The following is a 23,012-nucleotide window of genomic DNA, read 5'->3' as shown; positions in this document are numbered from 1 at the left end:
TTTTTAAAATTGAACGTCACTATAGGACTTACAAAGCTGGTGACCAACGTCATTGCGAAGAGCTTTAGCTCTGAAGCAATCCAGTTCTTTGCACTAGATCTTCTGGATTGCTTCGGCTAAAAGTCTCAGCTCAGACGACTTTTTTAAAAACCGTGAACGTTTAAAATTTAACTTAGCTCTAATACGGCTTCTTCCAATAATTTAATCTTATCTCTAATTGCTGCAGCAGTTTCAAATTCTAAGTTACTGGCTGCAGCTCGCATCTCTTTCTTTAATTTTTCTATATATACTCCTAATTTACCTTGGTCTCGAAATAATTCACGATCCTGTTCAATATTAACAATTTTACTCACTTTATCAAATTCCGTTAACGCATAAATTTTGCGATTAATAGTTTTAGGAATAATCCCGTGTTTTTGATTGTACTCTGCTTGTAGCAATCTACGTTCCATAGTTACGGCTACCGCTTTGGCAATCGATTTAGTAATACGATCAGCATATAATACTACCCTACCCTCACTATTACGAGCCGCTCTACCTATAGTCTGAATTAAAGATACTTCTGAACGTAAGAATCCTTCTTTATCAGCATCAAGGATTGCCACTAAACCACACTCCGGTATATCCAAACCCTCCCTAAGTAAATTAATGCCGACGATAACATCAATATTACCCTGTCTTAAATCTTTTATTATTTCTATACGTTCCATAGTTTGAATTTCTGAATGTAAATATTCAACCTTATGTCCCAATTCTTGCAAATAACTGGTCAAGTCTTCTGCCATTTTTTTAGTCAGCGTCGTCACTAACACTCGTAAAGATCTACTGACAGTAACTCTGATTTCCTCAAGTAAATCTTCAACTTGATTGGTTGCCGGTCTGATAATACATTCTGGATCTAAAAGACCAGTAGGTCTAATAATTTGCTCTACTATTACACCATTAGTTTCCTGCAATTCAAATTCACTTGGAGTCGCCGATACAAAAATAGTTTGCGGGCGCAAATTTTGCCATTCATCAAACTTTAGCGGCCGGTTATCTAATGCTGACGGTAGACGAAACCCATGCTCAATTAACGCTTCTTTTCTAGCTCGATCACCATTATACATTCCTCGGACTTGCGGCACCGTCACATGACTCTCATCAACAAATAACAAAGCGTCTTTAGGTAAATATTCAAACAAAGTAGGCGGCGGTTGACCTGGCAATCTTCCAGTCATAAATCTGGAATAATTCTCTATTCCTTTGCAGCTACCAGTTTCCATTAGCATTTCAAGATCATAGTTGGTACGAGATTTCACTCGCTGTTCTTCCAATAATTTGCCTTGCTGGTGTAAAAATTGTAAATGAAGCTGTAATTCGATCTCAATTTCACCAATTGCTTTTTTGATCACTGTTTGTGAAGTGATAAAGTGAGAGTTTGCATAAACCACCACTTGAGCAAGCTTAGCAATAGTATTACCAGTTAAAGGATCAAATTCATGGATATATTCAAGTTCATTAGCAAAAAATGATAATCTCCAAGCCTTATCAGCATAATGAGCTGGAAAAATATCTACACTATCACCTTTAACTCTAAACGTTCCTCGCTCAAAACCGATATCATTCCGTTCATATTGCAAATTTATCAACTCAAGTAGTAATTGGCTTCTAGAATAGCTATCACCAACCTTCAAGGTTATTACCATTTGGTGATAAAGCTCAGGAGAACCTAAGCCATATATACATGATACTGATGATACTACTATCACATCTCTTCTTTCTAATAGAGAACGAGTAGCAGAGTGTCGTAGCAAGTCTATAGTATCGTTAATCGATGCATCTTTTTCAATATAAGTGTCAGTGCGTGCAACGTAAGCTTCTGGTTGATAATAGTCATAATAAGAAACAAAATATTCAACAGCATTATCTGGAAACAACTCTTTCATTTCTGAATAAATTTGGGCGGCCAGAGTTTTGTTATGTGCCATAATTAAAGCTGGACAATTCATCTGGGCAATGATATTAGCCATGGTGAAAGTTTTACCTGAACCAGTAATACCAAGTAACATTTGTGATTTCTGTCCAGATGCCAAACCTTCAACAATTTGCTGAATCGCTGCTGGTTGATCACCAGCAGGCTGATAATCTGATTTAATTAAAAACTGAGCCATTAATTTTATTACTTGCCAAAAACTTAATAATCACGCTAATATCCGAGCCTAATTACCTAGAGATATTCTATCCTAATAAAATCAATTATAAAATGGATAAATAATTATTATGTCAAAAATTGTTATTTACACTAGTTCATCATGCCCATATTGTCTTAGAGCCAAAGCTTTACTCAAAAGAAATAATGCTAAATTTGAAGAAATTAATATTGAAAATGATCAACAGCTGAGAGAAAAAATGATTCAACAAGCAGATGGTCGTAAAACTGTACCACAAATCTTTATTAATGATATACATATAGGTGGTTGCGATGATTTATATGCTCTTGAACAGGAAGGTCGATTGCAAGAGCTGTTAGATGATAATTTAAAATTTTAAGAAAAATCTCGCTGAACTATTAGCCTTACACAACGACGGTAGACTACTTGTACTACCTTCGTTGTAATTGTTGTGTAACAATACTTAATTCACACACATAACAAACTATTACCAAGCACGACAAAGTCTTCATTATATGCTGAACCAAATGCATTAAAATGTTTTCTGCCGTTTTAATTGGCAACTGGGGTTAAGTAAAAATAATTTTGGCTTCTGAAAAAGGAGGGTGTTCAATGAACTGTGTCAATTAAAGTAAGGCTCGTCTGAGCTAAGACCACGTTAGTGGTCAAAGCAATCCAGTCAATTTAATTGACACACCGAGTTTTTTCTGGATTGCTTCGCCTTCGGCTCAGCTCAGACGATTTGACACAGTTCATTGAACACTCTCGAAAAAAGATCAAATTCATGAATCATTTAATGATAAAACTCAAGACAACCTAAATCATGAATAGATGATAGTTAATAAGATCTATCATATTTTGCGTAATATATATTGAGTTATTAATTATTGCTTGCTAAAAACTTGATGATTGAGTTAATATCTGCGCTTAATCAACTATCAATATGGTGGAGGGTTATTTTAAAACATTTAATAAAACAATATATCTAGTGTTATTTCGTTCTGGTATAATCGTAGCATTCTTTACCTTACTTTCCCGTATTTTTGGATTGGCAAGAGAGTTATTTATTGCTTCAATGTTTGGTACCAGCTATTTAGCTGACAGTATTAATGTAGCATTTAAATTACCAAACCTGTTTCGACGTATTTTTGGCGAAGGAGCATTATCCGCAGTCTTTATTCCAATCTTTAACGAAAAATTATTACATTCATCACAAGCAGCCCGCAAAATTTCCGGAGAAATTTTTACTTTATTATTATTAACTTTAATTGCGTTAGTAATTTTAATGGAAATTTTTATGCCATCAATAGTGCTGATACTAGCCCCAGGATTTCATAAAGATCTAGAAAAATTTGAGTTAACTATATTATTATGCCGAATTACCATACCTTATGTAATATTCATTTCAGCAACAGCATTATTGGGTGGTATCTTGAATTCTGTAAAACAATTTGCCGCTTTTGCGTTTGCTCCAATTATTTTAAGTATTACCGTTATAATAGGTACTTTAATTTTACAACAATACATCTCATCACCTATCGCAATTAGTATTGCTGTAGTGATTGCAGGAATATTACAAATCTTATTTATGTTTTATTTTGTCTTTAAAGCAAACTTGTCGTTTCCTTTGACTATTAACATTCATGATAGTGATGTAAAGAAATTTTTATTAAATATGATTCCGGCAACTTTAAGTTCAGGTGTATATCAATTAAATTTATTTATCTCGCAATCAATTGCCAGTTTTATTCCAGGAGCTGTTTCTATTCTCTCATATGCAGATCGCATTTATCAATTTCCCCTATCGATTATCGGAATAACTTTTGGCACGATATTACTTCCTGAATTATCTAAAATATATAAAACCAATGACCTAAAAAGAGCTTACCAGCTTCAAAACAAAGCCATCCAAGCAGGTTTATTTCTATCGATACCGGCAAGTCTTGGAATCATTCTACTATCTGAACCTATTATTCATATAATCTTTGAACGTGGTGCTTTTCTTGCTAGTGATACCATAAAAACCGCACAAGCAATTTCAGCTTTTGCGATAGGATTACCTGCTTTTGTTCTCTCAAAAATTTTTATGCCTATTTTTTATGCAAATAATGATACTAAAACTCCATTAAAAATAACTATATATTCATTAACTATAAATACTATATTAAACCTGATCTTAATGCTGTTCTTTGATCATGTAGGAATAGCACTTGGCTCATCTATCGCTGCCTGGTATAATGTTTGGTTATTACATAAACATGCAAAAATTTATCATGTAGTCTCTTTTACTTCCAAAAAGATTATGATATTTACTTTAAAATTAATTTTCAGTGCTTTATGCATGAGCTTAGCGATTTTAATCATCAATTATTATTATGGCTCATATTTTTATCATGAGTCATTATTAATTAAATCATTAACGCTGTCAGCCACCATTCTTACTGGAGCTTTAATATTTTTTATCAGCAGCATAATTATAGGAACTTATCAAGAATTATTATCAAAAAAATGAAAACTCAATCTAACTATCAAGATCTTCTCAAATTACTGGCAATTATAGCGATGACCATTGATCATTTAGGTCTATATTTCTATCCGGAACAACAAATATTACGCGCTATTGGCAGATTGGCGATGCCTATTTTTTGTTTTTTTGCTGGTTATAATTTTCACAAACGCCCGAAACACTTAATCTTAATATTAGGAATATTATTATATATTATTGCACGGTTTATTTTTGGAAAATTTCAGGGAGCTAATATCTTAATCAGTATTTATCTAGGACAATGGTATATATTTTTGTTTGATCATCAATTAAAAAAATTTGCCAGCGGTTGTTGGCACGTGATCATTGGCGGAATCCTGTTTCCTTATACCGACATTTTATTCGAATATGGTACTCTGGTTATAGCAATAATGATTCTGGGATATATCGCAAAATATGAAGACAGAAATCGTAATTTAACAGTGGCTATCGCAATTATTTTGTCATTATTTCATGCTTTTGTTATATTTATGCCGACAAAATCTGATCTTATTATCACCATAATAATAGCAATTAGTGGATATTTACTTATAACTGCACGTAATTTTAATCAACCAATTAATCTAAAAATAAATGTGATTACCAGAAATATATTATTTGTTTATTTTATCCAAGTAGTAATAATCCAGTATGTATGGATATTACGTAACTTGAGTTAAAACACTTGACTATAGTAGGTCTTCCTTATATACTCGCTGCCAAATTTTGATAGCTTTTCCAACGGAATTATTAAGTCAATTGGAAAAGCTATAATAATCTAATACTAAAAATAAGGTTCAGTCGTGGCAAAGAAGAATAAGAATATTTTAGTAAAGCTTGTAAGCACCGCAGGTACTGGTTATTTTTTAGTAAAAAAACGCAATCCAAAAACTCAAACTGAAAAATTATCATTTAAAAAATACGACCCAAAAGTTAGAAAGCATGTCCAATTTAAAGAAGAAAAAATCAAATAAGGTTAACTAAATTATGGCAACAAAAATTCGTCTAGCTCGAGGTGGGGCAAAAAAGCGTCCTTTTTATCGGATAGTAGTAGCAAATGCTACTGCTCCTAGAGATGGAGATTTCCTGGAAAAAGTCGGAACATACAACCCGCTTTTAGCTAATGATAATAAAGATCGTATTGTGCTAAAAGTAGATCGTATTGAATATTGGTTAAGCTGTGGTGCCAAACCAACAGAAATTGTTGCAAAATTTATTGCTGCCGCTGGTGTAAATTTACCAGAATGGGCAAAAAAAGAGATGGCTATAAGAACACAAGGCCAACAAGCCAGAAAACCTAAAAAATCAGAAAGCTAAAAATATAGCGAATATCATCCCTAACCATACCCCTAACTTGTGTCAGGGCATGATTATGGATGATATTATGTATCCATGATAACATTCTGTATTCTCTGGATGATGATAAGTTAGATAAAGATGAATAATAATAATAAGCATACTTATTAAACACTATCTCAAATTATATATTAGACCTCTTCGGAAACTGCATGTAAGAGAGGAATTTTTAGGAAGAATGAAGGCGAGCACCGCAACGTACTCTTGTTTGTTTCGGAGCGGAGACAAGTTTTGACGACAAAATTACTTCTTAGATACAGTTTCCGAAGAGGTCTATTTTCTTGCCGGATTAGCTCAGTGGTAGAGCAACCGCCTTGTAAGCGGTAGGTCGTCAGTTCAAATCCGACATCCGGCACCACATTTACTGCATTTACTCTTTGATTATCAAATTATATAAAAATGACCACCAAATTTATTTTCATTACTGGCGGAGTTGCATCGTCTTTAGGCAAAGGTATTGCTTCTGCTGCTCTTGGCGCCCTACTGCAAGCTAGAGGATTTAGCGTTACTTTAAGAAAGCTTGATCCCTATTTAAATGTCGATCCTGGGACAATGAGTCCGCACCAACATGGAGAAGTATTCGTCACTGAAGATGGCATGGAAACTGATCTGGATCTTGGTCATTATGAGCGTTTTACTGGTATCAATGCTACAATAGCCGATTATGTAACTACCGGACAAATATATAGTAACGTAATTGCTCAGGAAAGAAAAGGGGTCTATCTTGGAGCGACAGTACAAGTCATTCCTCATATTACCGATGAAATAAAACGTTTTATTTTAAATAAAACCGCTAATACTGATTTTATATTATGTGAAATTGGTGGAACTGTTGGTGATATCGAAAGCTTACCCTATCTGGAAGCGATTAGACAATTAAGAAACGAACTAGGCTCTGATCGTACTTTATTTATTCATCTAACTTTATTACCATACATCCATACAGCAGAAGAAATTAAAACAAAACCCGCACAACATTCAGTTAAAGAATTATTAAGTGTTGGCATCCAGGCCGATATACTAATTTGCCGCAGTGATCGCCTCATTCCAATAGAAGCACGTACCAAACTAGCACAATTTTGTAACGTCCAAAATGCAGATGTGCTGGCAGCTCTAGATGCACAAACTATATATCATGTACCTTTACAATATCATCAAGCAGGATTTGATCAACGTGTATGCAAGTATTTTGGGGTTAATTTTGATAATCATCCAATTAATTTAGATAATTGGCAAAATATCATTGAGAGAATAGAGAATCCAACTTATAGCTTACGTATAGCCATAGCTGGGAAATATATTAAATTAAAGGATGCATATAAATCTCTTATTGAAGCGATAACTCATGCTGGTATAACGGCACAAGCCAAGATAGAACTAGTATGGGTTGATACCGAACAATTAGATGATATCCATCACCATCTTAACGATATTGATGGTATCATTATCCCAGGTGGATTTGGTACTCGTGGCATAGATGGTAAGATTGCCGCGATTAAGTTTGCTCGGCAAAACAAGATTCCTACTTTAGGCATTTGTCTGGGCATGCAACTTACAATTATCGAAGCTTGTAGAAATGTTTTAGGGATAAGCAATGCTTCCAGTACAGAATTTGGTCAGACTGCTGAGCCAGTAATTGCACTGATGACAGAATGGCTTGACCCATTACTACTAACACAACAACGTAATAATACTGATAATAAAGGTGGAACTATGCGTCTTGGTTCATACCCATGTCAGATCAAGAATAATACCAATGCTTATGCTGCCTACGAGGCTCCATTAATATTTGAGAGGCATCGGCATCGATATGAAGTTAATCTAAAATATAGGAACCAGCTAGAAGAAATTGGATTGATATTTTCCGGTATGTCCCCTGATGGTCAATTAACCGAAATTATAGAATGGCGTGATCATCCATGGTTTGTAGCAGCACAATTTCATCCAGAACTTAAATCTTTGCCATTTAAACCACATCCCTTATTCAAAAACTTTATTTTCGCAGCTTTAAGATGATGTATGTAGGCTCTATGAAGGAAATTTTAATAGGCTTATTTTTGTATATTTTGCCTATTTTTTTATCTTTCTGTTGCAAATTTTATTAGTACCAGTTTATCATAAAATTTGACTTGAAATATCAAAAAATATCCTAAAAATCATTTTAATGTTTTGTTTCATAAACCTCTGAGCCATAAACTAGAAAAACAAAAGTAACTATTGTATTTAAATTAGAAGTAGTTATTATCACTTTCATATCAAAAAACTAATATTATAATATAAATATATGGACTATTTATGTACCAGTATACCTATAAAAATTGTTTAGAGATTAAGGACGATACCTTAGCAAGATTCAACAATAATAAATTATCATTGCGTACGATTATAAAAGAGAGACTTTCTTATACTACTAATACTACCCCATTATATAAAGTATTACATCAACCGGCAGTCGATGAATGGATTACCCCTTATATTACTATTGCTAAACAAATCAGAGAAAATTTTGATGATATTCTAATTATAGCTATGGGCGGAGCAACGTTAAATCCACAAGCTATTCTAGGACTGGTTAAAAATAAAATAGCTCGACCACAGTTTCATTTTATCAATAATACCGATCCTTTTTATTTTAAGACCCTGCTTGATCAATTAAACCTTCGTAAAACTATTTGTATTGTTATTAGTAATTCTGGTGAAACTTTAGAGACTATAGCTCTTACAAAATCATGTCTGGAATATTATCAAAAATCAGCTGTGATAAATTTTCAAAATAATTTTTTGTTCATCACTGGCGCAGGTAATAATAGTTTGCGCCGTCTTGGCGAACAAATAAATTCAACAATTTATGACCATGCTAGTCATATTAGTGGGCGCTATGCTGGATTTACCAACATCTCAACTTTACCAGGACTTATAGCTGGAATCAATGTTGAGCAGCTTTTGCAAGGAGCCGCCAAAGTGATCGAAGATTTTTGGAACAATAAAGAAGAAAGTATAGTAGCACAAGCTGCAGCCATACTAGCCGCTGTAGAAAAACCAATAATGGTTAATCTGGCATATCTACAGTGTTTTTCTCCATTTTTAGAATGGTACTCACAAATTATTGCCGAATCATTAGGTAAAAACAAAGGTGGTTTTACTCCAATTAGAGGCATAGGACCTAATGATCAACATAGCATGTTACAGCTATATTTAGAAGGTAAGAGCGATAAAATATTTACCATGTTTTATCTATCAGATCCAGAAATGCAGAACAGCATCCCAGAATTATCACGAATTAACAAGATTTGCTTCGAAGCAACAAAACAAGCATTAAGCGATAAACACTTGCCGCTAAGAACATTAATATTAAATGATTTATCAGAAAAATCTGTTGGAGCTCTAATGGCTCATAGCATGTTGGAAATCATTTTACTTGGACATTTACTAAACGTTAATCCTTTTGACCAACCAGGGGTAGAATTAATAAAGATACATGCTAGATCAATGCTTAATAAATAATTGAGCAGGTTCGACAAATTTCTAGTGAGCGTTGTAAGTTAAAAATGTGATAAAACATATCTATAAACCTTAAAGCCAGCAGAGAATATCAACTTTCAAGCCTAGTAGTGGCACCATAGCGATTCGCCGATACGTCCCCAGGTTTAATATGCCAATACATAAAACCTACAATAGGGATAAAACCTATCAGAACCCACCATCCGCTTTTATTAATATCATGGAGTCTTCTAACACTTAAGGAAAGATTAGGGGTAACAAAAAAAAATAAAAGAAGATATACGAGGATACCATTCTCTTGCAACCTAAAATAACTATATGAGCCGTATATGATTCCAAAAAATAAGGCAAACCACCAATACTCCGCCCTCGACGCTCTAGAGGAATAATCAAAGATTCTGCTATATGCAAGAAATACCGCCTGCTTCATATTCATTTTATTAACACCATTATCTTGTTATATCAAACATAAATATATGAACAACTTTGTTACTTAATAATAAATTAGGAGTCTGTTTTACTTATTTTAATATATCTAAAAATCAAAATAATCTCTATAAATATTACAAATGAGCGTCACAAAAAAATTGCTATTGTGGTTGCAGTATTTGTAATTTAATATTAGACTTCTCTCAGAGGGTAGCTTTCGAAGAAATATGATAAACACAGCTTTTATTGGATTAGACTATATTGTTGATATTACGGAAGAAGGCGGAAAGATTGCCAGTTCTGCAGCTCATGCTGCCGAGCGCAATTGTATTGATAACGCTAATAAGGCATTACATATAGCTCGTAAAAAAGGATGGTTGACTATATTGGTAAAAGTAGGCTTCTCTTTACATTATTATGAGCAGCCTAAAAATTCTCCAATGTTTAGTAAGGTACATATTTCTAATGCTTTAGCATTAGAGGGAAAAGGTACAAATTTTCATTCTGCACTAGATGTACAACCTACAGATTTAGTAATTATTAAACCACGAGTAAGTGCCTTTTACGGTACTATGCTTGAAGCAGCATTAAGAGCCAATAAAATCAATCGACTCGTCATGGCTGGGGTAAGTAGCGTCTGGGCAGTACAATCTACAGTACGTGATGCTCATGATCGGGATTATGAAGTATATGTATTGGAAGATGCATGCGCCGCTATCAATGAAAAAATGCATCAAACATCTATGGAAATGTTATCCATTATAGCTAAAATTATTCATATACCGGACATGACCAACCTTTAATTTGAGTTTTATAACCAAACAATTGGAAGCAACGTTCAAACAAAAAGTAAGAAGTGGAAGCCTTAAAGGGTAGATGTAAACAAAACGTTAAGATGATTTTTAATGACACAGTTCAGCGAACACTCCCAAGCATAAATATATTCGATGATTAAGTTTTGTTTAAATGATGATAAAAATTACGTTTGCAGGATAAAAACTTATGTTTTCCTACTGCTAGCAACAGCTTCACATAAATGAAAACGTGATGAATGATGTAATCAAAAGATTTTGGCTTTGGTGTAATAACAGTTTGGATACTACTATACTAACAATTGCAGTAATTATTGTTACTCCTCTGTATACCATATCTCTATGGCTAAATGATACCTATTGGCAAAAAGTGACTATAGTTTCAATAGCTACATTAATTGTCCATCATCGTTTGCAGTCAGCTCCGTTATGGGTGATGCTGCACGGAACACTGATAATTATAGGTTTTCTACTTACATTTCTTGCCTTACCTATTCCATGGCTTTTTGTATTGTTATGCGCCAGTATGGCAGCCTTTACTATACACCTTACTAACTGGAATAGTAATTTACGTACTTTTGGTAATTTTACTTTTATCCCTGTATTATATCTTGCCTGCGAGCTTAATCAAGAGCTTGTTGAAGAACGTCTTCAAACTGCTCTTAGTTTTGTTCCCTATATGATCTATGCAATATTGCCAGTATTATTTATCAGCATATATAATCATTATTATAGTTATAATAAGAAAGAAAAATCTTTAATATGGTACATGCTCCAACTACAGAATAAATCAATGGATTATGGTAAAGGAATTAGTTCTATTGAGCCATTAATTGCTATTACTTTAGCAGTAAGCTTAAGCGCTTTGCTAGTAGAGACAGAAGGAGTAGCAAAAGGACAGTGGCTTATTTGGTCTTCCGCTAGTGTGATAACCGGAGAGGTAGCTACAGCATCAAAAAAATTAAGAGATCGTTCAATAGGAGTAGTACTAGGAGTTCCCATAGGAATTATACCAATTGCAATAATTAACGCGGTGGCCTAAAATGGATTTTTAACGGATAAAAGGTACTCAAATAGCTAAGTTAATATTGCCGCTAGGTTTTCATGATCATGATTTTATAAAAATGATGAAACATGAGCCGCATGGTCGGAATCGCATACGTTTATTGGCGATGTATCACCTTCAATTAGGCAAATCTTTTAAAGCCATATCTGCAATAGTGAAGTTGCACTGGAAAACCGTGCAATCATGGCTCAGAAGATTTAGAAATCATGGTTTTGAAGGTTTATTTGAATCACAAAGAAGCGGCGCTCCTAGGAAGATTAACACTCTACAAAAATCTGCTCTTTTTGATAAAATCAATATGCTCAGTGAAAGTGAAACTGGCGGTATATAACCGCAAGCTACATAACATGTTGCTTGAGGAATATGGCGCTAAATGCGCTTTAAAAACAGTCTACAATACTATGCATCGCCTTGGTTTTAGCTGGATTACTTCTCGTTCAATGCATCCAAAGTCAAATCAAGAGACTCAAAATACATATAAAAAAACTTCCCAGACATGTTAACAGAATTATTACCAAAAAATATCGATAGATGTAACGTTGATATATGGTCTCAGGATGAAACTCGAGTTGGGCAACAAGGTAGCTTAACTCGTATATGGGCTAAACGCGGCACTAGACCCCGTAAAGTTCGGCAACAGCAATTCATTTCAACATACATTTACGGAGCTGCTTGCCATGATACGGGAGAATCTTTTGCATTAATTTTACCATATGCCAACACACGGGCAATGAATAAATTCTTAGAAGACCTTTCTCTCACTACTCAAAGCAACCGACATATAGCTTTACTAATGGATAATGCAGGTTGGCACACAGCCAAAAAACTAACTGTTCCAAGCAATATCACTTTGATACCGCTTCCGCCTTATGCACCAGAACTTAATGCAATGGAACAAGTTTGGGAGTGGATCAAAAATCATTTCTTGTCTAACCAATGTTACGGTGCATATGAAGATATTGTCACTATGGCTTGTTACGCTTGGAATCAACTTGCTCAGAATGTAGATTTAGTAAAATCAATTATGTATAGAGACTGGATAAATACACCGTGTTAATTATTGCAATTGGTATTATACTTGGTACCTTACTACCTCATACGACGTTATACATAAATCTTGGAAGCCTATGTACATTATTGACGTTAGTGGCTTTTCGCAAATATATTTTAGGATTTGGAACACGATGTTGCTGTATAGCACTCGTAATCACTTTAATGAACGAAAATGTAATATCTGCTGGAGAACGTATTTTAAACGTATTATTAGGTGGAGTGATAGGTGTAAGCATTTTTTATATTACTCATAAAACTATAAAATGGAGTAAACAAACTTTATTGGATAAATAGTAAATGTTTCTGTCCATAGCCAAAAGTGCTAATCAATATATATTTTCAAGTTGTTTAAAAATGTTATAATTTTAGGAATTCTGAGACTGTTCATTCAACGCAAATTCTTGATCTATAGCTTCAATCGTTGTGGGCGTTCACGATTTTTAGTGAGCGTTCACGGATTAAAAAATCGTCATTGCGAGAAGTGAAACGACGAAGCAATCCAATTGAAATCAATGTTTTTTAGCTATTTTCTGGATTGCTTCGTCGTTTCACTTCTCAGCTCAGACGGGGGTTGTAGCTTTGTAAGCCCCTGACTTGCGTTCAATATTAAAAACCCGTGAACGCTTACGATTTTTAAGCTTAACCACATACAAGACATAGAGGAGCCGTTAGGCTCCGTGGCGATTCAGTTGCAGCTCGAGAAGGGACTTTAATAAAGACTGGATTGCCATGACGACGCCGGGATCCTATTAACCTGCTCAAGCAAGACGTAAAACCTAGTGGTTAACCCCTCCTCCTTTCACTTCTTTACCATTAAATTTAGCACCAACACTATACCTTCTTATTCTTTGTGTGGTAGATTTTTGATGATTATTAATTTGTTCTCCTATAGTTACTGCTTGTGTTTTTAATTTTTCTTTATTTACTGTGTTTGTCGGCATGTCTAGTTTTTGAGCATTCTCCATAGCTTTAGCCAGTGGAGTTTTTTGGGTAACTTGTAGATTTGCAATTTCACCTGGATTATATTTATCCAATGGATTATGAGCTCTTACAACATCTCGAAATATACTGGCAGTACGAGCTATAAAACCAGGCTTAGCCTCTTGCACCTTTTTTACTTTTTGTTCTATTTGATCTTTTGCCTCCTTAAATTTATCTAATTTTTGCTGATCAGACATTTTAAAATAGCCTTTATCACCAACAAGTTGTTTAAGCGCCATAGTTTGCTTCTGTTGTTCACGTTTTGCTTTTCTTAACTCAGTAATATTGTTATATCCAGGTGTATCTGGTTTTCCTCGTTCGGTATCTATTCCTTGTTTCAATTCAAAACGCTTTTGATCTATTGCATTCTGGCCAGTAACTCCAAGTCCCCCAGAAATCGCAGTCATCGCACCAGTTTTGGCAAGCATTACCGGATTAGTTAGTGCATTGGTTACAGTTTCTGCTACTAACGGTACAACCGTTTCTACACCGTACTTGGCTGCACTTTTCAACCCTGAAGCACCTTCTTTACCCTCTACATATCTCTCAGTTTCTGATCTTTTACCACTTTTTGTTGGAGTATATAATTCACTTTCTAAAATAACTCTCAATTTTGGATCTATTTTGAATATTTGCTCTTGAACAGCAATATTATTCCTATTTTGAATAAGTAATCGATGTTCATTATTTAGTTTACGAGTAGTTCTAGTTTGAATAGTATCTTTAACTACTCCTATTCCTACTCCCACTCCAGCTGCAACAAGCCCCACCACTGCCAGCGGAGCTGCTAATACTGCAAAAGTAACTCCTATACCAATAGCAACAACTCTACCAACTATATTACTAGTAACTACTTTAAAAACTTTTGAATTTATTACCGTGTTCACAGCTTTTGAAACCCACTGCCCTACTTTTGATTCCTTAACTTTATTAACAAGATTTGATACCCCATCCATAAATCGCTGCCAGCCTGATTTCGGTTTTTCTACCACCGACTCTTTTGTTTCTTGCTTTTCTGGTGCTAAAGGTGAATTTTCTTGGGAAAAGGAGAATCGTCTTTTAGGTTGATCAAAATTTATGTTAGGTTTTTTAAATTCTTTTGTAGTAATATTTTTTTCATTGGTAGCTTTTTTAATATTCTCACTTTGCTCATTATCTTTGTTATCTGTATTATCTTTGTCCATATTTGTATTTATAGGTTTATTAAATTAGTTTTATTTTAATTATCTTCATTATGAATATTAATATAATTATCAAATCCAATACAGTCAATTATCAATTGAATATCCTGTTTTTTAGAATATACTACAAAATGAGTTGCCTTACACTGTATTAATATCTATAAAATTGTTATTCCGAGTTCCGAGCATTAAGCAGTGAGCTAGTAAAATCTGCCGGATTTTTCTTCACAAAAAAACACTAAAGCTAAATAATATATTTGACACTATTTTACCTTGTACTAATTTTTTGCTACTTAAATTGTTATCAAAGAAGAATAGTGATTGAAGATACCGAAAGGAACAAGATAAGCCACCTATCGGTGGCAGCTTAGCTTTTTACATCTCTTGCCAACTTCTGTTATCAAAGGTAATATGCAAGTCATTACAAATAATCAGAGTAAAAGATGGAAATAATCGGTAAAGGAATCTCTATAAAACATATTTTTCTTGATCGGGGTAATTGGCGTCGATTTCACTGAAAAATATAGCGAGCTGAGGTATGGTATTATCTTTAACGTTACTAAAGTTATATTGTGCGGAACGAAATATTTAGGATTTAAGAGTTATAGCTGCCCTACATGTGATCACGGTAAATCAGTAGTATTTAGTTGTAAAGGTAGATTTTGTTCTCGTTGCGGTAAGAAGCAAACAGATCAATGGATAAGTAAAGCTACCAATGTTCTACCAAAGACACGTTGGCAGCACATTACATTTACAATGCCCGACTCATTATGGCCAATATTTTGGCTTAATCGCAATCTGTTTGGATTAATTTCTGCTGTTGCCGCCGGAATTATTAAGGAAATAGCAACAAAGAAAAAGATTGTAGTCGCTATATTTACTGCCCTGCACACCTTCGGTAGAGATTTAAAACGTAATGTTCATATCCATTTATCGGTTACTTGCGGCGGTATAGATAGCAAGGGTAATTGGCGTAAATTATTTTTCCCTGCCGAGCCTATTAAAAAAATGTGGAGACATAGAATTCTTGAGTTATTTCGCTCAGAATACGCCTCAAGTAATTTGAAATTACCGTCGAAATATCAAAATGATGGCGATTTTAACAACTGGATGATCGGCCTATATGAAATCAGTTGGTATGTTTATTTGCAAAAACCATCAGACGATCATAAACGCAACATAAACTATTTAGGGCGATATATAAAACGACCTCCTATTTCTGAGGCAAGAATAGAGGAATATGATGGACTGCAAGTAACGTTTAGATTTCTTGACCACTACAATAACACGATTGATCACGTCACAATGCCTGTACTGCAGTTTATATCTAGCCTGATTATGCACATACCCGATCGTTATTTTCGAATAATAAGGTACTACGGCTTTTTATCTAACAGAACTAGAGGAATACAACTACCTATTGTATATAAGGCGATAAACCAAATTATACCTAAGAAAATCAAGTCATTGAACTGGAGATTAATGATTTGGTTAAACTTTAAAAAAGATCCGTTATCTTGTCCAAACTGTAATCAATTTATGAGCCTGAGACAGGTTTATTACGGTTTATCTCCACCCTTGTTATTAGTGAAGATCAATGAATTATTGTGAACGCCTCGGTGATATTCATATGGTGAACCGTTGCTTCACGCCACGTTAATATAATTTTAAAAAATTGGCCTATTTTGAGATAGATTTTAAGAGAAGATTTTTATACAAGTGTCAATAATTTCTAATATCACAATTTAACAACCAAATTTTTAAAGAAAATTTTAAAATTTTCAAAAAAATATTTTTGGTAAAATTTTTGAAATTCCTATACTATAAAATATACAGGTGAATTTAAAAAAGAGACCTAATTCAGGCGAAATTATCAATGATACTATCATGAAAGCTGAATAACAGCTGCAAAATACTACCAAAATTTACCGACAAGCTTGAGGATTGGTTAAGAATTATTGAAATGTACTCAACAGATATAGACAAATCTTAAAAAAGCTGCATTGTATTTTGCCAGCCTATAACAGATTAATATACAGAAATTTATAAACTTAAACTAAAAATTTGCATTGCAAGCTTGGCAGCGACTTACTCTCCCATGTTTGAACAACATAGTACCATCAGCGCTGTGAGGTTTCACTTTCGAGTTCGGTATGGGATCGAGTGTTTCACTCACGCTATAACCACCAAGCCAGCAATGAAAACTTATATTAAGTAAAAATATAGCCATACTACTCTAAAGCGCTCTTGGCTATATTATACTATAAAATAACAAATTAAATAAATAAAGCTAAAATCTATATGACCTGCATTTACAAAATTAACACTACATACATGTGTAATCTCAGCAAAGTAAATCAATCGAGCTATTAGTACCAGTTAGCTACATGTGTTACCACACTTCCACACCTGGCCTATCAACGTGGTGGTCTTCCACGGCTCTAATAGAGAAGTCTAGTTTTGAGGTGGGTTTCCCGCTTAGATGCATTCAGCGGTTATCCCTTCCGTATTTAGCTACCCAGCTATGCCGCTGGCGCGACAACTGGTCCACCAGAGATACGTCCACCTCGGTCCTCTCGTACTAAAGGCAGATCCTCTCAAACTTCTTACACCCACGGCAGATAGGGACCGAACTGTCTCACGACGTTCTAAACCCAGCTCACGTACCACTTTAATCGGCGAACAGCCGAACCCTTGGGACCTTCTCCAGCCCCAGGATGTGATGAGCCGACATCGAGGTGCCAAACGATTTCGTCGATATGGACTCTTGGAAATCATCAGCCTGTTATCCCCGGAGTACCTTTTATTCGTTGAGCGATGGCCCTTCCACTCGGAACCACCGGATCACTATGACCGACTTTCGTCTCTGCTCGTCTTGTCAGACTCGCAGTCAGGCTAGCTTATGCCATTGCACTCTAAAGGTTGATTTCCGACCAACCTGAGCTAACCATCGCGCGCCTCCGTTACTTTTTGGGAGGCGACCGCCCCAGTCAAACTACCCACCATGCATTGTCCCGACTCCTGATTCAAGGAGTACGGTTAGAGATCAAAAATCAAAAGGGTGGTATCTCAAGGATGACTCCACAATAACTAGCGCTACTGCTTCATAGTCTCCCACCTATCCTGCACATTTAATTTCTAATACCAGTGCAAAGCTATAGTAAAGGTTCACGGGGTCTTTCCGTCTAACCGCGGGAACTCCGCATCTTCACGGAGAATTCAATTTCGCTGAGTCGATACTGGAGACAGTGGGGAAGTCGTTACGCCATTCGTGCGGGTCGGAACTTACCCGACAAGGAATTTCGCTACCTTAGGACCGTCATAGTTACGGCCGCCGTTCACTGGGACTTCAATTCAGAGCTTGCACACCTCCTTTTAATCTTCCAGCACTGGGCAGGCGTCAGACCCTATACTTCGTCTATTGACTTTGCAGAGCCCTGTGTTTTTAGTAAACAGTCGCTACCCCCTAGTTTGTGCCACCTATAAATGGTTACCCATTTACAGGTCATCTTTCTCCCGAAGTTACAGATGTAATTTGCCTAGTTCCTTCAGCATCGTTCTCTCAAGCGCCTTGGTATACTCTACCTGTCCACCTGTGTCGGTTTCGGGTACGGTCTTATTGGGGTGTTATTTCCTGGAAAACATTCACTGCATACACAATCCGTTAAGCATATACAACTTTCTGTTTCCGTCACGCTCCCCAGGTTCAGGAATATTAACCTGATTCCCATCGATTACGCCTTTCAGCCTCACCTTAGGGGCCGACTAACCCTGCGCAGATTAACTTTACGCAGGAACCCTTGGACTTTCGGCGAGAATGTTTCTCACATTCTTTATCGCTACTTATGTCAGCATTCTCACTTCCGATACCTCCAGCAAACCTCACAGTTCACCTTCAACGGCTTACGGAACGCTCCGCTACCACTCATACACTTTAGTGTACGAATCCGCATCTTCGGTACATAGCTTTAGCCCCGATACATTGTCGGCGCAAGAAAACTTATTTAGACTAGTGAGCTATTACGCTTTCTTTAAATGATGGCTGCTTCTAAGCCAACATCCTAGTTGTTTTGGTTTTCTCACAACCTTTCACACTTAGCTATGATTTAGGGACCTTAGATGGCGGTCTGGGCTATTTCCCTCTCGACTATGGACCTTAGCACCCATAGTCTGTCTGCTATGCTGTACTCATCGACATTCGGAGTTTGATTAAGTTTGGTAAGGCTGTAGGCCCCCCTAGCTTATTCAGTGCTCTACCTTCGATGGTAATCGCTATAACGCTCTACCTAAATAGATTTCGCGGAGAACCAGCTATATCCGAGTTTGATTGGCCTTTCACCCCTAGCCACAGCTCATCCCCTACTTTTTCAACAGTAGTGGGTTCGGCCTTTCAGCGGATGTTACTCCGCCTTCAGCCTGGCCATGGCTAGATCACTCGGTTTCGGGTCTAATTCATCGAACTTATTTGCCCTATTCAGACTTGCTTTCGCTATGCCTACACCTAACGGCTTAAGCTTGCTCGATAAACTAAGTCGCTGACCCATTATACAAAAGGTACGCCGTCACAGGATAGATCCCTTATCTTACTTCATATAAGAGGTAATTTTGCGTCAAAATTAAACGAAAAATCCTCGCACACCTAAGTACGCTACAGTTTCTCATTTAATTTTTTCTAAAAATTTCTCTCTCATATCTAGAAAGATAAGAGATCTAAAATCTGCTCCGACTGCTTGTAAGCATTCGGTTTCAGGTCTATTTCACTCCCCTTGTCGGGGTTCTTTTCACCTTTCCCTCACGGTACTTGTCCACTATCGGTCGCTAGAGAGTACTTAGGCTTAGAGGGTGGTCCCCCTATGTTCAAACAAGATTTCACGTGTCTCGCCTTACTCAAGGATTTTAGATTCTTTACTTATACAGGGCTATCACCTTCTATGGCTAACATTTCCATGTTATTCTAATTATCACTCTAAAACCACTGGCCTGGTCCGCGTTCGCTCGTCACTACTAACGGAGTCTCTGTTGATGTCCTTTCCTCCAGCTACTTAGATATTTCAGTTCGCTGGGTTTGCTTCACATAGCTATTTATTCACTATATGATACCTGTAAACAGGTAGGTTTCCCCATTCGGAAATCTTCGGATCAAAGCTTATTCGCAGCTCCCCGAAGCTTATCGCAGCGTATTACGTCCTTCATCGCCTTCTAGCGCCAAGGCATCCACCAAATGCTCTTATATTATTTACTTTAAATTAATTAACTTGAGATTACACGATGTATGCAGAATTAATGTACACTCGGTGAAAATCTACAAACTGCTTCGTCGTTTATTCGGATCTTGCAGTGCCTCACGTATAAATCATACGCTGCACTCCTTGACTCTGTAAACTTCTAGCACTTCTTGATTTTGACCTTTGTCTACTCAATATTACTTTGCAAACAGTATCTACTCACGATATTAAATTTTTAATATTCGCGGTGTAATAATTTCAGCTTTATTTATCAACTTGTTAAACAGCTACAAGGTTTGTTCCTTGCGTGATGGTTTTATATCTACAAATACAATTGATGTCAACACTATTCACACAAGTTTTCATTATAATTTCGAATAAATTTCTATATAGTTGTTTTAGCTGACCCCAACAAACTATATTCTAGATACTATGAGAATGCCGCATTGGCCAACATTACCTTGGCAACAAAATCCGAAATATGATCTTGAAAATATTCTACAATTATTAAAAATTCTAGAATCGCCACATCAATCCACACCACCAGTGATTCATATAGCAGGCACTAATGGTAAGGGTTCAACAGTAGCAATACTAAAGAGTATTTTTGAAGCAGCAAATTATAAAGTACATGCTTACACTTCTCCGCACTTAATTGAATTCAACGAAAGGATTATCTTGGCTGGAGAACAAATCACCGATCATTATCTATTTGAGATCTGTGAAAGAACACGAAAGGCCAGCGAGACCTTAAATATGCAACCAAGATTTTTTGAAGCAGTTACAGCTGCTAGCTTTTTAGCGTTTTCAGAAGTCAAAGCTGACATCCTGCTGTTAGAAACCGGCTTAGGTGGTAGATTAGATGCAACTAATGTTATTACTCAACCACTACTTACCTTAATTACACCCATTTCCTATGACCATACTGAATATTTAGGCAATAGCTTACAGGTTATTGCTGCAGAAAAAGCGGGAATAATTAAACCTAACGTACCATGTGTTATTAGTTGCCAGCTCGAAGAAGTATATGAGGTATTACTAAATAAATGTAACAATGCTGGCTCTCCTGCGTTTTGCTATGAATATGATTTTATTATCTTCAAAAACAATAAACATAGTTTTCAGTACTCCACAGCTAATATCAGACAGCACTTCTCTGCCCCATCATTGCTTGGTGATCATCAATTAATCAACGCTGCTGCTGTAATTGCAGCGATTAGCTTGATTAACCAACAATTTCATATAACCAAACAACAAATTGATACTGGGTTACAAAATGCCGTATGGCCTGCCAGAATTCAAAAAATTGATCAAGCGAAATATGCTCATTTAATTAGTAATCGCGCTCAAATTTGGCTAGATGGGGCTCACAACAGCAATGGGGCTCAAGCACTAGCACACTGGATACGCTATAATTTAACTGCACCTACATACTTAATATTAGGTATGACTAAAAACCGAAATATTAAAGATTTTTGTTCGCATTTTTATGGAATCATCATCAAAGGTTACACAGTTAAAGTACTCTCTGAGCCATCAAGTTATGGTGCAAACATGCTTGCAGAACAAGCATCCTGTATAGGAATGGTATTTTCTCCGGCAGAGGGATTAATTGAAGCCATAAATCAAATTGCTAAACAAACACAAAACACTACAATAAACATTGTAATCTGCGGCTCTTTGTTTTTAGCTGCCGATTTCTTAAAATTAATTCAAGGTCTATCTTCATGATAGATTAACGCGAGTTGCCATTAAAATACTTTTTAAACACTACAGAGGCCAGTTCCAGTCGTCATTACGAGGGAGCGCAGCTGCCGTGGCAATCCAGTTTTACTTAGATATCATTATTTTCTGGATTGCCACGGCAGCTGCGCTCCCTCGTAATGACGTAGAAACTGGAGTTGCTAGCAGTTTTAATTGGCAACTCGCGTTAGCTTAGTGCACTTTGAGTCGAAGGTAACATTGAGCCTCATCACAAAAATTTTGCCTTATTTTTAATATTTAGTTGCATAATAATCTCACTTCATTGGCAATTTCAAAAGCTTACATGTACACTAATAAAATTTTTTGTGGTAGACAGCAATAAATAATAATAATACTAGTGCTCTTAAATTAATTAAGAATTAGGTTGTAGAAGATGCTTGTAAATAACATTGAAGAAATTGCTGAATTTCTAGAAGACAATTATCCAGAAGAAGATATATCTCTCATTAAGTTAACTTATCTTGAAGAAATGATCAGATCACTTAGTGAATTAGAAGATGAAGAAATACAATTATCTAAAGAAATTTTACAGGAAATTAAAGAAACCTGGTTAGTACTGAGAGAACGCTCTTGAATTAAGATATTCATTTTTTCTATAAATTGGTATTGTCGTGCCTGAAATTTGTGGAGCTCAATACTTTTATAGCTGCAAACTCAAAGCTGCACATGTGCATCAGTTAAGTATAATCCTCAAGAAAATGCCAAATCTATACTAAAAGATGCAAAAATTAATAATTTTACTGGATTTTATTTTTAACTCCAGTATATTGCAAAAACTGATTTAGCAAACAACGTTCTAACCATAGGTTGAACATTGTGCAAAATTAGACTGCTTATTCATCTGGTTCTAGGTTCTTGTACACAGAAATTTTATAGAGCTTATTTTTAGTAGATTTTAAAGCCTATTAAATTTCCGTGGCACTTGATGCCTAAATTACTAAAAATCAATATCTTAGTTGTATTCAAA

The 23,012-nt window shown here is 35.7% G+C and carries 19 protein-coding genes, 1 tRNA gene and 2 rRNA genes; 17 read left to right on the top strand and 5 right to left on the bottom strand.

What is annotated here, in order from left to right:
• Positions 1-167: 167 nt before the first annotated feature.
• Entirely contained in the window at positions 168-2,153 is a 1,986-nt protein-coding gene (uvrB, locus tag R2I74_RS00160) for an excinuclease ABC subunit UvrB (RefSeq protein WP_316353023.1), read from the bottom strand.
• Between the two features lie 109 nt (positions 2,154-2,262).
• Here uvrB and grxC point away from each other — a divergent pair, with 109 nt between their 5' ends.
• From grxC to R2I74_RS00120, 8 genes are all read left to right on the top strand, one after another.
• Positions 2,263-2,532: a glutaredoxin 3 gene (gene grxC / locus R2I74_RS00155; RefSeq protein WP_316353021.1), complete on the top strand. Its 270-nt coding sequence runs from the start codon at positions 2,263-2,265 to the stop codon at positions 2,530-2,532.
• Between the two features lie 564 nt (positions 2,533-3,096).
• A complete protein-coding gene (murJ, locus tag R2I74_RS00150; protein WP_316353019.1) occupies positions 3,097-4,665 on the top strand; it encodes a murein biosynthesis integral membrane protein MurJ in 1,569 nt (522 codons plus the stop codon).
• A complete protein-coding gene (locus R2I74_RS00145) occupies positions 4,647-5,357 on the top strand; it encodes a TraX family protein (protein ID WP_316355222.1) in 711 nt (236 codons plus the stop codon). The genes murJ and R2I74_RS00145 overlap by 19 nt, the downstream gene beginning before the upstream one ends.
• A 123-nt stretch (positions 5,358-5,480) precedes the next feature.
• Positions 5,481-5,651, top strand: a complete 171-nt coding sequence (gene rpmG, locus R2I74_RS00140) for a 50S ribosomal protein L33 (protein ID WP_316353018.1) — start codon at positions 5,481-5,483, stop codon at positions 5,649-5,651.
• Positions 5,652-5,664: 13 nt separating this feature from the next.
• On the top strand, positions 5,665-5,994 hold the full coding sequence (gene rpsP / locus R2I74_RS00135; protein ID WP_316353017.1) for a 30S ribosomal protein S16: 330 nt from the start codon (positions 5,665-5,667) through the stop codon (positions 5,992-5,994).
• Positions 5,995-6,316: 322 nt separating this feature from the next.
• Positions 6,317-6,391: transfer RNA gene (locus R2I74_RS00130), tRNA-Thr, on the top strand.
• 41 nt (positions 6,392-6,432) lie between these two features.
• Positions 6,433-8,049, top strand: a complete 1,617-nt coding sequence (locus R2I74_RS00125) for a CTP synthase (protein WP_316353015.1) — start codon at positions 6,433-6,435, stop codon at positions 8,047-8,049.
• A 279-nt stretch (positions 8,050-8,328) separates the two neighbouring features.
• The gene (locus R2I74_RS00120; protein ID WP_316353014.1) at positions 8,329-9,537 is read left to right on the top strand and encodes a hypothetical protein; all 1,209 of its coding nucleotides are present in this window, start codon (positions 8,329-8,331) and stop codon (positions 9,535-9,537) included.
• Between the two features lie 88 nt (positions 9,538-9,625).
• On the opposite strand, the gene R2I74_RS08140 is transcribed toward R2I74_RS00120, so the two are convergent.
• The gene (locus R2I74_RS08140) at positions 9,626-9,964 is read right to left on the bottom strand and encodes a DUF805 domain-containing protein (protein WP_394355808.1); all 339 of its coding nucleotides are present in this window, start codon (positions 9,962-9,964) and stop codon (positions 9,626-9,628) included.
• Between the two features lie 226 nt (positions 9,965-10,190).
• Between R2I74_RS08140 and R2I74_RS00115 the strand changes: the two genes are divergently transcribed.
• From R2I74_RS00115 to R2I74_RS00090, 6 genes are all read left to right on the top strand, one after another.
• Positions 10,191-10,766: a cysteine hydrolase family protein gene (locus R2I74_RS00115; protein ID WP_316353012.1), complete on the top strand. Its 576-nt coding sequence runs from the start codon at positions 10,191-10,193 to the stop codon at positions 10,764-10,766.
• A gap of 244 nt (positions 10,767-11,010) precedes the next feature.
• On the top strand, positions 11,011-11,817 hold the full coding sequence (locus R2I74_RS00110) for a hypothetical protein (RefSeq protein ID WP_316353010.1): 807 nt from the start codon (positions 11,011-11,013) through the stop codon (positions 11,815-11,817).
• Between the two features lie 46 nt (positions 11,818-11,863).
• Positions 11,864-12,172 (top strand): helix-turn-helix domain-containing protein, encoded by a 309-nt coding sequence (locus R2I74_RS00105; RefSeq protein WP_316353007.1) that lies wholly within the window; start codon positions 11,864-11,866, stop codon positions 12,170-12,172.
• Positions 12,153-12,344, top strand: coding sequence for a helix-turn-helix domain-containing protein (locus tag R2I74_RS00100; RefSeq protein ID WP_316353005.1), 192 nt, complete (start codon positions 12,153-12,155; stop codon positions 12,342-12,344). Before R2I74_RS00105 ends, R2I74_RS00100 begins: the two co-directional genes overlap by 20 nt.
• On the top strand, positions 12,338-12,898 hold the full coding sequence (locus tag R2I74_RS00095) for an IS630 family transposase (RefSeq protein WP_316353004.1): 561 nt from the start codon (positions 12,338-12,340) through the stop codon (positions 12,896-12,898). Before R2I74_RS00100 ends, R2I74_RS00095 begins: the two co-directional genes overlap by 7 nt.
• Positions 12,892-13,188, top strand: coding sequence for a hypothetical protein (locus R2I74_RS00090; protein ID WP_316353002.1), 297 nt, complete (start codon positions 12,892-12,894; stop codon positions 13,186-13,188). The genes R2I74_RS00095 and R2I74_RS00090 overlap by 7 nt, the downstream gene beginning before the upstream one ends.
• 482 nt (positions 13,189-13,670) lie before the next feature.
• Here R2I74_RS00090 and R2I74_RS00085 read toward each other — a convergent pair whose 3' ends face one another.
• Positions 13,671-15,059, bottom strand: coding sequence for a hypothetical protein (locus R2I74_RS00085; RefSeq protein ID WP_316353001.1), 1,389 nt, complete (start codon positions 15,057-15,059; stop codon positions 13,671-13,673).
• A gap of 483 nt (positions 15,060-15,542) precedes the next feature.
• On the opposite strand from R2I74_RS00085, the gene R2I74_RS00080 reads away from it, so the two are divergent.
• The gene (locus tag R2I74_RS00080; protein WP_316352999.1) at positions 15,543-16,667 is read left to right on the top strand and encodes an IS91 family transposase; all 1,125 of its coding nucleotides are present in this window, start codon (positions 15,543-15,545) and stop codon (positions 16,665-16,667) included.
• A gap of 464 nt (positions 16,668-17,131) precedes the next feature.
• Here R2I74_RS00080 and rrf read toward each other — a convergent pair.
• Together rrf and R2I74_RS00070 are read right to left on the bottom strand one after the other, a co-directional pair.
• Positions 17,132-17,247: ribosomal RNA gene (gene rrf / locus R2I74_RS00075) — 5S ribosomal RNA — on the bottom strand.
• A 157-nt stretch (positions 17,248-17,404) separates the two neighbouring features.
• Positions 17,405-20,298 (bottom strand): 23S ribosomal RNA (locus R2I74_RS00070).
• 415 nt (positions 20,299-20,713) lie between these two features.
• Between R2I74_RS00070 and R2I74_RS00065 the strand changes: the two genes are divergently transcribed.
• Both R2I74_RS00065 and R2I74_RS00060 read left to right on the top strand, forming a co-directional pair.
• Positions 20,714-22,012, top strand: coding sequence for a bifunctional folylpolyglutamate synthase/dihydrofolate synthase (locus tag R2I74_RS00065; RefSeq protein ID WP_316352996.1), 1,299 nt, complete (start codon positions 20,714-20,716; stop codon positions 22,010-22,012).
• Between the two features lie 406 nt (positions 22,013-22,418).
• Positions 22,419-22,619, top strand: coding sequence for a Fe-S cluster assembly protein IscX (locus R2I74_RS00060; RefSeq protein WP_316352994.1), 201 nt, complete (start codon positions 22,419-22,421; stop codon positions 22,617-22,619).
• Positions 22,620-23,012: the final 393 nt, after the last annotated feature.

This window comes from Candidatus Trichorickettsia mobilis, assembly GCF_963422225.1.
In the GTDB taxonomy this organism is placed as follows: Bacteria; Pseudomonadota; Alphaproteobacteria; order Rickettsiales; family Rickettsiaceae; genus Trichorickettsia; species Trichorickettsia mobilis_B.
This window is presented reverse-complemented; position numbering and strand designations above follow the sequence as displayed.

Bases quoted from the DNA above. Each gene is read 5' to 3' on its own strand.
- uvrB (WP_316353023.1), bottom strand. From the start codon at position 2,153: ATGGCTCAGTTTTTAATTAAATCAGATTATCAGCCTGCTGGTGATCAA.
- grxC (WP_316353021.1), top strand. From the start codon at position 2,263: ATGTCAAAAATTGTTATTTACACTAGTTCATCATGCCCATATTGTCTT.
- murJ (WP_316353019.1), top strand. From the start codon at position 3,097: ATGGTGGAGGGTTATTTTAAAACATTTAATAAAACAATATATCTAGTG.
- rpsP (WP_316353017.1), top strand. From the start codon at position 5,665: ATGGCAACAAAAATTCGTCTAGCTCGAGGTGGGGCAAAAAAGCGTCCT.
- R2I74_RS00125 (WP_316353015.1), top strand. From the start codon at position 6,433: ATGACCACCAAATTTATTTTCATTACTGGCGGAGTTGCATCGTCTTTA.
- R2I74_RS00120 (WP_316353014.1), top strand. From the start codon at position 8,329: ATGTACCAGTATACCTATAAAAATTGTTTAGAGATTAAGGACGATACC.
- R2I74_RS08140 (WP_394355808.1), bottom strand. From the start codon at position 9,964: ATGAAGCAGGCGGTATTTCTTGCATATAGCAGAATCTTTGATTATTCC.
- R2I74_RS00115 (WP_316353012.1), top strand. From the start codon at position 10,191: ATGATAAACACAGCTTTTATTGGATTAGACTATATTGTTGATATTACG.
- R2I74_RS00110 (WP_316353010.1), top strand. From the start codon at position 11,011: ATGAATGATGTAATCAAAAGATTTTGGCTTTGGTGTAATAACAGTTTG.
- R2I74_RS00095 (WP_316353004.1), top strand. From the start codon at position 12,338: ATGTTAACAGAATTATTACCAAAAAATATCGATAGATGTAACGTTGAT.
- R2I74_RS00085 (WP_316353001.1), bottom strand. From the start codon at position 15,059: ATGGACAAAGATAATACAGATAACAAAGATAATGAGCAAAGTGAGAAT.
- R2I74_RS00065 (WP_316352996.1), top strand. From the start codon at position 20,714: ATGAGAATGCCGCATTGGCCAACATTACCTTGGCAACAAAATCCGAAA.
- R2I74_RS00060 (WP_316352994.1), top strand. From the start codon at position 22,419: ATGCTTGTAAATAACATTGAAGAAATTGCTGAATTTCTAGAAGACAAT.